The organism is Segatella cerevisiae (genome assembly GCF_024054555.1).
GTDB lineage: Bacteria > Bacteroidota > Bacteroidia > Bacteroidales > Bacteroidaceae > Prevotella > Prevotella cerevisiae.
Genome location: NZ_JAMXLY010000017.1, coordinates 17277 through 30456 on the forward strand (window position 1 = coordinate 17277; position 13180 = coordinate 30456).

The window sequence follows — 13180 nt, forward strand, 5'->3', positions numbered from 1 at the left end:
AAAATGAAAAATATTTATTAATCAATAACTAATCATACAATGGGTAAATTTATTCAAGAGTTCAAGCAATTTGCCATTAAAGGCAACGCCATTGACATGGCTGTCGGTGTAATTATCGGTACGGCCTTCGGCAAAGTGGTATCGTCAATAGTCGAAGACATCATCATGCCGCCTATAGGCTGGTTGATCGGAGGAGTGGATTTCAGCGACCTGAAGGTCACCTTGCCTACCGTCGTCATCCCGGGCGTAGAACAGCAGATGAAGTCAGCTACGATCAATTACGGAAATTTCATTCAGACAATACTCAACTTCATCATCATCGCCCTCTGTGTTTTTCTGATGGTCAAGAGCATCAATCACCTGATGAGAAAGAAGCAGGACGAACCGAAGCCGGCTCCTCAACCGTCAAACGAAGAGAAGTTGCTGTCTGAAATTCGCGATCTGATGAAATCCGATCAGGGTCAGAAAAAATAAATGAGAGAGTGGTCTTTTCTCAAATGGGAAAGGCCTATCAATCGAGAAGCCCGGCATTTGTCATACCGGGCTTCTTCCATTTCAGAAACAGTAGATCAGACCGGAAAACCGCCCCACCTTCACTTTCGAAGTTGCATGACGGCAACCGGACTTCACTGTTCGTAAAGATCATCACTCATGAGAACCTCCCCGACAGTAATGCCGCGGACTATTCCCATTCGATTGTCGAAGGCGGTTTTGAGGAGATATCGAGGCAAACGCGGTTGACCCCCTTGACTTTATTGATGATCTCATTGCTTACCTTAGCAAGGAAATCATAAGGCAGCCGGGACCAGTCGGCTGTCATACCGTCCATACTGTTCACAGCCCGAAGGGCAATCGGATGTTCATAAGTCCGTTCATCGCCCATCACCCCTACAGACCTGATCGTAGACAACAGGATCGCTCCTGCCTGCCAGACATGGTCATAGAGTGACGTTCCGTCAGGCATCTTATACTCGTGCATATTCTCAATATAGATATCATCGGCATCCTGCAGGATACGCACCTTCTCACGGGTGATATCCCCGAGAATACGTACGGCCAGTCCGGGACCTGGGAAAGGATGACGTTTGATCAACCGTTCCGGCATATTCAATTCGTGTCCCACATGCCGGACTTCATCTTTGAACAGCCATTTCAAAGGCTCACAGAGTTTGAGCGTCATGTCTTTCGGCAGTCCGCCGACATTGTGATGGCTCTTGATTGTCATTCCGGTAATATTCAGACTCTCGATGCGATCAGGGTAGATCGTACCTTGTGCGAGCCATTTGGCATCTGAGACCTTCTTCGCTTCAGCATTGAAGACCTCCACGAAATCACGCCCGATGATATGCCGCTTCTTCTCCGGTTCAGTCACCCCTGCCAAGTCTTTATAAAACCTGTCTCCGGCATTGACGCCGACGACATTGAGGCCCAACCCTTTATAGGCATCCATGACCTTGGAAAACTCGTTTTTCCTGAGCAGACCGTTATCGACGAAAATACAAGTCAACTGCCTGCCAATGGCTTTGTGAAGCAAAGTAGCGCAAACGGAGGAATCGACTCCCCCTGACAGACCGAGGATGACATGATCGCTGCCGATCTCGGCTTTCAGGTTTTTGACCGTCGTGTCGATGAATGAAGCAGGACTCCATTCCTGTCTGCTGCCGCAAATATCCACGACAAAGTTATGTAATAACTGTTTACCCTGTTTCGTGTGTACGACCTCAGGATGGAACTGGACAGCCCAAAGCGGATCCTTGTCACTAGCATAAGCAGCGAAATGCACGTCCTCAGTAGAAGCGATCACATGACAATCCTCAGGGATGGCAGTGATCGTGTCACCATGGCTCATCCACACCTGTGAATGAGGCACAAAACCTTTGAAAAGCGGATCCTCCGGGTCGATCTTTTCTAAATTGGCCCTGCCATACTCCCTTGTACCGGTCTTCTCCACTTTCCCTCCTCGGGAAGCGGCGATCAGTTGGGCACCATAGCAGATACCCAGTACCGGATACTTGCCGATGATCGTGCTCAAATCCATCTTAAAGGCAGAAGGGTCGTGTACCGAATAAGGGCTTCCGCTGAGGATGACGCCGATGATGTCTTTGTCATTCTCCGGGAATTTATTGTAAGGGACAATCTCACAGAAAGTGTGAAGTTCACGCACCCGTCGGCCGATGAGTTGGCAGGTCTGGGAACCAAAATTAAGAATGATAATCTTCTGTTGCTGCATATCAGAATAATATAGAATTTTATACTGTCATTAACACCACTCAAGACAACTCTTTCAAGAAACTTTCAGCCTTAGCCAGCGTCTCCTGTTTCCCGACATCCATCAGTTGAAGCCCTTCCTGAACATAACCCCTGATAAATATTTTATCACAGTTATTCAGGTAGAAGTCCATGATCGGGAACTGCTCAGGCCACTCATCCATCAACGGGAAAAAGCGGGGAGAAAACAGATGGATGCCTGCAAAAGCATACAGATGGAGTTGGGGAAGTGCCGCTTTCACCCAAGCATAAGGGCTTCGCACCTCTCCTGTTTCGATATTCGTCCACCCTACAAGCCGCATCTCGTCATTGAAAACCAGATAGCGCTTGGTCTGTCGCTTGCTCACGACCAATAGAGCAGCTATAGGTTCTTTCAACGAGAAATGGCAGGCAGAGTTCTCCTGTTGCCTGCCATCAGCGCCGCTATTATCCCCGTTAGCTTCCTCATTCCGGGCAGAAGCGCCGTCAGGACGAATTTCAGGGGTCATTCCCATATAGGTTTCACCTGTACTGTAAAATTGATTCAAGTCCACATTGCTCAGGATATCGACATTATGGATGAGCACCGGAAGATTCCGGTCAAACAATGGCCTTGCTTTCTTAAGCCCTCCCCCCGTGTCCAAGAGCAGAGCTGTCTCATCGCTCACCTTGATATCCATCTGAAAATCATTTTCCGCAAGATAGTCAATGATCTGATTTGAGAAATGATGGACATTGACAACGATATGTTTGATACCTGCCGCCCTGAGGCGGAGAAGGACATGCTCCAACAAAGGTTTTCCGTCGACTTTCACCAATGCCTTAGGGATCTTATCCGTCAAAGGTTTGAGCCTTGTCCCTTTTCCGGCAGCAAAAACCATTGCCTGCATCTTTCTTCCTTTCTTTTCTGACGACATCTTATTATATTTCTCTCTTCACCACTGGAAGGACAGTTCTGATGTTCTGTTCGCGGTGTACGATTTCCACTTCAACACCAAACTTCCTATGAATATGCTCCGCTACGTGCTGGGCTGAATAGACACTGCGATGCTGACCGCCCGTACAACCAAAACTGATCATCAAACTTGTAAATCCTCTTTGCAGATACCTCTGCACGTGATGGTCCACCAATCTGTAGACACTGTCCAGGAAAGTCAGGATTTCGCCGTCATCCTCCAGAAAGCGGATGACCGGGTCGTCCAGTCCCGTCAGTTTCTTATAGCGCTCATATCTCCCCGGATTATGCGTACTCCGGCAGTCAAAGACATAACCTCCCCCATTTCCTGAAAGGTCTTCGGGGATGCCTTTTCGATAAGAGAAACTGAAGACGTGGACGACCAGAGGCCCTTTCCCGTCATATTTGGAAAAGGTGGCCAGCCCATCTTCAGGACGCGCATGATAAATATTGTTTTTAGTTGTTTTCAATCCGTCTGCCCGATGTCTGACAGGGTCCTCGACCTCAGCAAACTGAGGCAACTCTGTCAGCCGGCGCAACATATCCATCATATAAGGATAAGGGAAGATGTTGTGCTTCTCTGACATCCTGATCAAGTCTCTCAGATTCTGTATGGCAGGAGGAATGCTATCGATAAAATGCTTCTTCCGCTCAAAATAGCCACGGAAGCCATAAGCCCCCAACACCTGCAAAGTCCGAAACAAGACGAAAAGAGACAGTCTGTTAGAGAAATGCCGAATTGTCGGCACTTCCATATAGTTTTTCAGCGACTGATAATATTCATATATCAGTTCTCTTCTCAACTTGAAAGAGTAATTCGCAGAAGCCTGCCAAAGGAAAGAGGCGAGATCATAGTAGACAGGTCCTTTCCTGCCACCCTGAAAATCGATGAAGAAAGGATTTCCTTTTGCATCCAGCATGATGTTCCGGGCCTGGAAATCACGGTATAGAAAACTGTCCATCGCCTCAGAAGTGAGGTCCTGGGCAAAGAGACGGAAATTAGCCTCCAGTTTCATCTCATGAAAATCCAGTTCTGTGGGTTTGAGAAAACAGTATTTGAAATAGTTGAGATCAAAGAGTACGCCGTCTAAATCAAAGACCGGTTGAGGATAGCAATTAGACCAATCGAGTCCCATGGCACCACGCACTTGGATGTCCGGCAATTTCCGGATAGCCTTTACCAACAACTGTTGTTCATGTTGGTTGTACCTGCCGCCAGCCTCACGTCCCCCACGAATAGCATCGAAGAGAGAGATTGTACCCAGATCAGTCTGGAGGTACCTCAGTCCGTCCTCACTGACAGCGAGGATATGAGGGACAGGGATCTTCTTCTCTGCGAAATGACGGGATAAATATATGAATGCGCGATTTTCGTCAACACTAGTCCCTACTGCCCCTATGACCGAATGACCTTCAGCGTCTGTCAGACGATAATAGGCACGGTTGCTGCCTTGACCAACAAGTTTTTCCGTATCTGCCGGAGCTGTCCCGGCCCACTGGCAATAGAGTTGAATCAGTTTTTCCATTATCTTCTAAATTTCAATTCACCTCTATTCATCTTTTTCCATTTCTTCACACTGACGCTTCTGCATCCGCTTCACATCCCACCGTCTGACCAGTTCATCGAGGACGAACAAGACGAGGAGAATTCCCAGTGACATGAAGAAACTATCGGTAAGATACATCAAACCGGCACAAATGACAAGGAATAAAACAATCCTTGCCAAATAGGATTTTGAAACTTTCTTCTGATTCATGCGACAAAGATACAAAAATTCAAAGAAAAAAATCGGATAAGACAAAGATTTGTCTCCTAAAAAATGCCATTGTCGATCACGCTCCAAAGGAAAGAGCCTTTACAGACAGGAGCGCAATAGGTGTTCGATGAGTTCACGCTACTAAAAAACAAAAAAATCGGATGTCGTCCCGACAACCGATTTTCAAAAACAAACTACTTAAAAACTAATCTACTAAAACAAATCAAAAAATATCTTTATGGTCTACACAACCTATATTTCTTATTAACCGCTACAAAGATACTCTTTTTCAGATTACGAGACAAACTTTTTCGAATAAAAATGTCTTTTTAAATGTGAAATAAAATAATAAAAAGGACGAACACCAAGTATTCGTCCTTTTTAGCTATTCAGACAGCGGTTTACATCATTCCCGGAGCAACAGGTGCTGCAGCAGGTTTAGGTTCTGGTTTGTCCACCATCACACATTCTGTGGTGAGCAACATGCCAGCGATAGAAGCCGCATTCTCCAAAGCCACACGTTCTACCTTTGCGGGATCTACGATACCTGCTTTTCTCAGGTCTTCATACTTTTCAGTACGGGCGTTGTAACCGAAATCACCCTTGCCTTCACGTACCTTGTTGACGATGACGGAACCTTCCAGTCCTGCATTCTCAACGATCTGACGCAATGGTTCCTCGATAGCACGGGAAACGATATTGATGCCGGTCTGCTCATCCTGGTTATCACCTTTAAGATCAGCCAGTGCATCCAAAGCGCGGATATAGGTGGTACCACCACCGCAGACAATACCTTCTTCAGTAGCTGCACGGGTAGCGCACAAAGCATCGTCTACACGATCTTTCTTCTCTTTCATTTCCACTTCAGAGTTGGCACCTACATAGAGCACTGCAACGCCACCGGACAATTTCGCAAGACGCTCCTGGAGTTTCTCTTTGTCATAAGAACTCTTGGTGTTGGCAATCTCGTTCTTGATCTCATTGACACGGTCAGTGATATTCTCTTTAGCGCCGCCACCATTCACGATTGTTGTGTTGTCCTTGGTTACAGTAACCTTTTCGGAAGAACCCAGCATCTCGACGGTAGCCTGTTCAAGTTTCAGACCTTTGTCTTCACTGATTACGACACCACCGGTCAATACAGCGATATCTTCGAGCATAGCCTTACGACGATCACCGAAGCCAGGAGCTTTTACAGCGCAGATCTTCAAACTGCCACGCAGACGGTTCACGACCAAAGTTGTCAGAGCCTCAGAATCTACATCTTCAGCGATGACCAGCAAAGGACGACCGCTCTCTGATACAGCCTGAAGGATAGGCAGGAAATCTTTCAAGTTACTGATCTTCTTGTCATAGATCAGGATATACGGATTGTCCATCACACACTGCATCTTCTCGGAATCCGTCACGAAATAGCCGGACAGATAGCCACGGTCAAACTGCATACCTTCTACAACGTCGATATGAGTATCACGGCTCTTGCTCTCTTCAATGGTGATGACACCGTTATTGGAAACTTTGCGCATGGCGTCAGCCAGGAGTTTGCCGATCTCTGGGTCGTTGTTTGCACTGACAGTGGCAACCTGCTCGATCTTGTCATAGTTGTCACCAACAATCTCAGCATGCTTTTTGATGTAGTCGACTACGGCAGCCACAGCCTTGTCGATACCGCGCTTCAGATCCATAGGATTTGCGCCTGCTGTGACGTTCTTCAAACCTTCACGGACGATAGCCTGTGTCAGGATAGTAGCTGTTGTCGTACCGTCACCTGCATCGTCGCCGGTCTTACTTGCAACGCTCTTCACCAACTGGGCACCGGTATTCTCGAACTTGTCTTCCAGTTCTACCTCTTTAGCTACAGTCACACCATCCTTGGTGATCTGAGGAGCACCGAATTTCTTATCAATGACCACATTACGGCCCTTAGGACCTAACGTAACCTTCACTGCATCAGCAAGTTGATCAACACCTTTCTTCATCAGGTCACGTGCGTCTACATCATATTTTAATTCCTTTGCCATTTCTTTTCTATTTTAAATTAACCATTTATTTCATCCGGAATTATTCTACGGATGAGCTATAACTTGATTGAAAATAACTCTTTAATTGATTTGTCTTTTATTTCTCGTTTAGAATTGCGAGGCAGTCACTCTGACGCATCATCAGATACTTTTTGCCTTCGTTTTCTATTTCCGTTCCGGCATATTTGCCATACAGCACAGTGTCACCGTCTTTCAAGACCATCGGATCATCCTTAGTTCCCTGGCCTACAGCAACGACTTTCCCACGCTGGGGTTTCTCTTTAGCTGTATCAGGAATAATAATTCCACCTACTTTTTCTTCAGCTGGTGCAGGGAGAACCAGCACTCTGTCTGCTAATGGTTTAATGTTCATAATACTTCTATTTAAAATTAATTTATCCACTATTAAACGTTTTCGCATACAACGTTTCACCCCTTCATCTACGAAAACTGTGCCAAACTTGATATATGACAAATTTGGCACAGTCCTAACTGACACTGGTGTCAGTCTTTCGTTCTATTCCCGCAGATTACTTTTCCTTTGCTTTGACTCCCGATTCATCTGCCAAGACATGTTCCAGATCGACAAACTCACCATGAGCCTTCCGCTGTGAAATCAAGCGGTCAAGTTTTCGTTTACGGTTTGGAGCAATCCATTTTCTGGCAAAGATATTCGGAATATCTACACCCAGGGCAATCATGATAATGAGCATAGAACCATTGATGGCATTGTGAGTGGCCGTCGTCACCTCTCCCACTACACCTTGCATGTCAATCAAGGCATACAGTCCACGATACATCAGCACTCCCGGGACCATAGGAATGACCGCCGGGATGGAGATACACTGATGAGGGGTGTGAAGGACGTGCACCATCTTGATATTGATGATACTGATCAGAGCAGAGCCGCAAAGCGTCCCTACGATAGGACCGGCATCCAGTCCTACATTCCCATTGCTCGGACCCAAACTGACGAAGTTGCGGAAACATACCGCTATGATACCTCCTACAGCTATCCAAGGCATCAGTCGTTTCGGGGCATTGAAGATCGTTGCGAATCCCATTGCTGAAACAGCTGCGGCCAAAGCATATTCGAAGAAATTATGGTGAGGGATCATGCTCAGGTTCTTCACGAAATTGTCAATGCCGAATATTTTGATGGCGAGTACGATACCGAAAGACATGGCAACGATCATCAGCAACGTATTCGTCGCCCTGACAAGTCCTGTCTCTATGTGATTGTCCAGCATATCGCTCACAAAATTGATAAGCGGTACTCCAGGCACGATGAAGAGCGCACAGGCCAACATAGGATGCCACGGTGTGTCTGAATGTAAGATAGGTATGAGAAAATCAGGCAGGCAAGCTTCCACCCCCGGTGTAGAGATGAAATGTGACAGCCAAGCCAAGATGGTCGATATGAAGGTGGCTATGGCAATATTAAAATAACTGTTGGACCCCAACTCATTCAAGAACATCCTGAAACGATTGCCGAGAATGGCGGCTATCGAGGCATAGAAAAAGGCAGGCCAATCACACCCGAACTGGATACAGAATCCGCCGCAGGCAAAACCGGCGCCTATAGCCACCATCCAATCCCCATAATTGCGCTTGGCATGGCCAATCTTCTCCAATTCCTCCTCATAGCGGTCCAAGGTATAGTTCTTGCCAATAGCCCGCCAAGTCAAACGGCTGATTTCCTGAATGGACTCCATATTGATGCCATGCTTGTCACAGCGTTGCATCTTGGAAAAAGAATGAGTCTCATCACTCAAGTTCACTTGAAGCATATAGTAATCCACATTGATATGCAGATTCTCCTTAGGCAAGCCAAGGAAAGCAGCAGCACGATTCATGTTCCTTTTGATTCTGCTGGTATCAGCTGAACTTTCCACCAAAATTTGGCCTGTCCGTAAAAGCAAATCTAACTTTCTACGCAATACACGTTCTGATTCCGTCTTGAATTTAAATTCACATTCAGACTCGGAATTACATTTTGTATTCTCACTCATTCATTTAAATCATAAAATAAGGTTGGAACTCCTGAAATTCAGTCGCAAAGTTACAAATAATTCTTGGATTTTCAGAGAATGGAATCAAACTTTTTTATATTCTTTTTAACAATATATATATCCAACTCCCTCCTCTTCATCTGATTTCTACACCTGACAGGAGCCGCCTCAGGATCGCCTCCCCTCTGCTTTTCAAGACCTGCAACCCACAGTATTATTCTCTTACTTCAACCGCTGTTTAAAATTTTATTTGTAACTTTGCGACTAAACAAATTGATTAATCAAAGACATGAAAAAGATTCTACTATTACTAATCTGCATGACAATCGGTACCATCAATGCATCCCCCCAGTCATGGCCAAAAGTATCGCCTGAGGCTCTGCCCGGCGTAAGATGGTGGTGGATGGGGTCTGCCGTCGACAAAAAAGAATTGAAGTGGAGCCTCGACCAATACCACAAGGCCGGGATCGGAGCTGTAGAGATCACGCCTATCTACGGTGTACAGGGGAATGACAAGAATGAGATTCCCTACCTTTCACCAAAGTGGATGGACATGCTGTGCTATACCGAAAGCACGGGCAAGGCCGACCATATGGAGATCGATATGAGCACCGGCACGGGCTGGCCTTTCGGAGGTCCTTGGATATCTGTCAACGATGCTGCCTGCAAAGCCTTGTTCTGTGATACCATAGTGAATATGAATGCTGACCTGATGAAGATCAACTATCGGATTCCGAAAAAGGAACAACAATACGCAAAGCCCCAGATCATCAAGACGTTCCCCGTCCCAGGTGACAAGAGACACAAACGTGTCATCGTTCTCTTCATCAGTCGTACCCGGCAAATGGTCAAGCGTTCTGCACCCGGTGGCGAAGGCTATGTCATCGACCACTTCGACAAAAAGGCGGTAGCGCATTACCTTGCCCATTTCGACAGTGTCTTTGCCGCTACGCATACCCCTTTCCCACATACCATGTTCAACGACAGTTACGAGGTCTACAATGCGGACTGGACGCCTTCTCTCATCAAAGAATTCCAAGCCCGTCGAGGATACAAACTCCAGGATAAATTCCCCGAGTTTCTTGCCGGTGATCCGAAAGTCATCAGTGACTATCGCGAGACATTGGGAGAACTCCTGCTGGAGAACTTCACCGAACAGTGGACAACGTGGGCACATCGTCACGGTGCCATTACACGCAATCAGGCCCATGGCTCCCCTGCCAACCTGATCGACTGTTATGCGGCCGTGGACATCCCTGAGATCGAAGGGTTCGGCCTCACTGACTTCGGGATCAAAGGTCTGCGAAAAGATTCCATCGCCACCAAACCCAACTTGAGTGACTTGTCCATGTTGAAATATGCCCCATCGGCAGCTCATATCACCGGTAAGCCTTATACTTCCAGCGAGACTTTTACTTGGCTGACCGAACACTTCCGCACCTCACTGAGTCAACTGAAACCCGACCTGGACTTGATGTTCTGTGCTGGAGTCAACCACATGTTCTTCCATGGCACAGCCTATTCTCCCAAAAATGATCCTTGGCCGGGATGGAAGTTCTATGCCAGTATTGACATGAGTCCGACCAATTCGATCTGGAGAGATGCCCCGTTCCTGATGCAGTATATCACCCGCTGCCAGAGTTTTCTGCAATGGGGCAAACCCGACAATGATTTTCTGGTCTACCTGCCGATCTATAATATGTGGCGGGAGAACACTCGGCGCAGGCTCATGTTGTTCAGCATAGACAATATGTCCAAACTTGCTCCGAAGTTCATCAAGGATATCCTGGGCATCGAACTCCTCGGGTATGATTGTGACTATATCAGTGACAAATATCTATTAGGGTGCACAGTTGCTGCCGACGGCAGTATTCAAACGGCTGCAGGCACGAAATACAAAGGCATCATCATCCCTGAAGGAAGCATCCTGAGTGCAAAAGTTGCTCAAAAACTCAAAGCCCTGGCGAGGGGGAATTCTACCCGAGTCATGAGGGGCATACATCCGGATGAAATGTCTGCTCATGCCACTCCGGAAGAAATGAAAGCGAAATACGGACTGAAGATGATCCGCCGCCATCATGCGTCTGGTTATCACTATTTCATTGCCAATCTGACGCCAAACGACATGGATGCCTTTATTCCTTTGGCTGTACACTTCAAAAAGGCGACCTGGCTCAACCCGCTCAACGGCAACAAATATGAAGCCGAACAGAAGGGGGGTAAGATACACATGATTTTGAAAAGTGGCGAGAGTCGCATCCTGGTCACATCCAATCAGGGAACGGCAGGGAATCAAAGGCAGAAGGCATCCAAAGTCACTGACCGTCTGCCGGATATTGACCTCACTCGGAACCAATGGCAGCTGAGTTTTATCGACGATGCACCTAAGGTAGGCGAAACGTTCCGGTTCAAGGGTCTGAAGACGTGGGAAAAACTCGATGACAAGACGCGCATTACCATGGGAACGGGAGTTTATAAGACGACCTTCAAACTCACCAAGCGTCAGGCAGCAGCTCATTGGAATATCAATCTGGGAGATGTCCGCGAGAGCGCAAGAGTCTATCTGAACGGAAAATTCATCGGGTGTGCCTGGAGTGTCCCATTCGTGCTCAACTGTAAGAACGCTTTGAAAAACGGCACGAACACCTTACGCATTGAGGTGACTAACCTGCCGGCCAACCGTATTTCAGACCTTGACCGAAAAGGCGTCAAATGGCGTAAGTTCAAAGAAATCAATATTGTCGACATCACTTATCACAAATCCGATTATTCCCATTGGGGACCGGTCCCCAGCGGACTGAACAGTACGGTCAAACTCGAACAGGCAACAGAACAAACGGGACTGTAACGGCAACTGATGCTCCTACTGATCGGAGAAAAACAGAATTTTTCATCCGCAAACTCGATTAAAAAGACAAACTCATTCAGACATTAACCCGGAACACAGAGTGATCTACAAGCCGAGGACCTTCGAACGGCAGACCACTCCCTCCGGATACAAAGCATACCATTATGAAGAAGACAGCTACTTTCATTCTCTTCCTGCTCTTTGCAGCAGCTAACGGTACACTGCAGGCGGAGAATCTGCAATCCCGGATAAAGGCCGAAGATATTATTGCGACCGCAAGAAAAGTAAACACCTATTTTATCCATAAATATCCGGATCCCACCCAACCTACTTTCGTGAAGAAAGAGCGTTCCAGCAACCTCTGGACCAGATCCGTCTATTACGAAGGATTAATGGCTCTTTACGAAATCGACAGAGATACCAGTTATATCCACTACACCGACCGATGGGCGAACTTCCATCAATGGGCCCCGCGCAACGGTCTCAATACGACCAATGCAGACGACCAATGCTGTGAACAGATCTATCTGGAACGCTATGTCCAGTCAGGAGGGCAGGAAAAGATCGAAAAGGTCAAAGAGAACCTGGACTCGCAGATCGCGACAGGAAAGCATACATACTGGACTTGGATTGACGCCATTCAAATGGCCATGCCCATATACGCCAAATATGCCGAAATCACAGGTGAAGCAAAATACTTGGACTATGCCATGAAGTGTTACCTGTGGAGCAGGGACAGTTTGGCAGGAGGTCTTTTCAACAAGAAAGACGGACTGTGGTGGAGAGACAAGGACTATGTAGCGCCCTATAAGGAGACTGATGGCAAGGATTGCTATTGGAGTCGTGGCAACGGATGGGTCTATGCTGCCCTCGTCAAAGTCCTCCAAACGCTCCATAAAGACAACAAGGCCGGCCTGTTGCTGAAGAAGGACTTCATCCAAATGAGCAAAGCTCTGATCAAATGCCAGCGTCAGGACGGTTTCTGGAATCCCAGTTTGGTCTCTTCTTCCTATGAAGGTCCTGAAACATCCGGTACAGCACTCTTCCTATATGGTATGAGTTGGGGACTGCAAAATGGCATTTTAAAAGGGAAGACCTATCGCCAGGCTTGTGACAGAGCATGGCAAGCGCTCAAGAGTACTGTACATGATAACGGGTTTATCGGCTACAGTCAGGGAACAGGGAAAGACCCTTCGGCAGGCCAGCCGCTCAACTACACCCATGTCCCTGACTTCGAAGATTTCGGCACCGGATGTTTCCTATTGGGAGCCTCAGAGTATGCCCAACTCATCAAGGCGTCAGCCCATTTGGACAAGCATGCTAAAAAATAAAATCACAAA

The 13180-nt window shown here is 47.0% G+C and carries 10 protein-coding genes; 3 read left to right on the forward strand and 7 right to left on the reverse strand.

The genetic code is table 11. The features are described from left to right. Positions 1–39: 39 nt before the first annotated feature. Entirely contained in the window at positions 40–474 is a 435-nt protein-coding gene (mscL, locus tag NG821_RS05975) for a large-conductance mechanosensitive channel protein MscL (RefSeq protein WP_252760750.1), read from the forward strand. 208 nt (positions 475–682) lie between these two features. Here mscL and guaA read toward each other — a convergent pair whose 3' ends face one another. The 7 genes from guaA to NG821_RS06010 all read right to left on the reverse strand — a co-directional run bounded on the left by guaA (position 683) and on the right by NG821_RS06010 (position 8992). Continuing rightward, positions 683–2230 (reverse strand): glutamine-hydrolyzing GMP synthase, encoded by a 1548-nt coding sequence (guaA, locus tag NG821_RS05980; RefSeq protein ID WP_252760751.1) that lies wholly within the window; start codon positions 2228–2230, stop codon positions 683–685. 40 nt (positions 2231–2270) lie between these two features. Beyond that, positions 2271–3164 (reverse strand): sugar phosphate nucleotidyltransferase, encoded by an 894-nt coding sequence (locus tag NG821_RS05985; RefSeq protein ID WP_317233079.1) that lies wholly within the window; start codon positions 3162–3164, stop codon positions 2271–2273. 4 nt (positions 3165–3168) lie between these two features. Further along, complete coding sequence (locus tag NG821_RS05990) at positions 3169–4728, reverse strand: RapZ C-terminal domain-containing protein (protein WP_252760752.1); 1560 nt, start codon at positions 4726–4728, stop codon at positions 3169–3171. A gap of 24 nt (positions 4729–4752) precedes the next feature. Next, entirely contained in the window at positions 4753–4959 is a 207-nt protein-coding gene (locus NG821_RS05995; protein WP_252760753.1) for a transporter, read from the reverse strand. A gap of 401 nt (positions 4960–5360) precedes the next feature. Further along, entirely contained in the window at positions 5361–6980 is a 1620-nt protein-coding gene (gene groL / locus NG821_RS06000) for a chaperonin GroEL (RefSeq protein ID WP_252760754.1), read from the reverse strand. A gap of 97 nt (positions 6981–7077) precedes the next feature. Then, the gene (locus tag NG821_RS06005; RefSeq protein WP_252760755.1) at positions 7078–7353 is read right to left on the reverse strand and encodes a co-chaperone GroES; all 276 of its coding nucleotides are present in this window, start codon (positions 7351–7353) and stop codon (positions 7078–7080) included. A 157-nt stretch (positions 7354–7510) separates the two neighbouring features. Continuing rightward, on the reverse strand, positions 7511–8992 hold the full coding sequence (locus NG821_RS06010; protein WP_252760756.1) for a threonine/serine exporter family protein: 1482 nt from the start codon (positions 8990–8992) through the stop codon (positions 7511–7513). Positions 8993–9311: 319 nt separating this feature from the next. Here NG821_RS06010 and NG821_RS06015 point away from each other — a divergent pair, with 319 nt between their 5' ends. After that, positions 9312–11840 (forward strand): glycosyl hydrolase, encoded by a 2529-nt coding sequence (locus NG821_RS06015; RefSeq protein ID WP_252760757.1) that lies wholly within the window; start codon positions 9312–9314, stop codon positions 11838–11840. A 164-nt stretch (positions 11841–12004) separates the two neighbouring features. Beyond that, positions 12005–13171 (forward strand): glycoside hydrolase family 88/105 protein, encoded by a 1167-nt coding sequence (locus NG821_RS06020; RefSeq protein ID WP_252760758.1) that lies wholly within the window; start codon positions 12005–12007, stop codon positions 13169–13171. Positions 13172–13180: the final 9 nt, after the last annotated feature.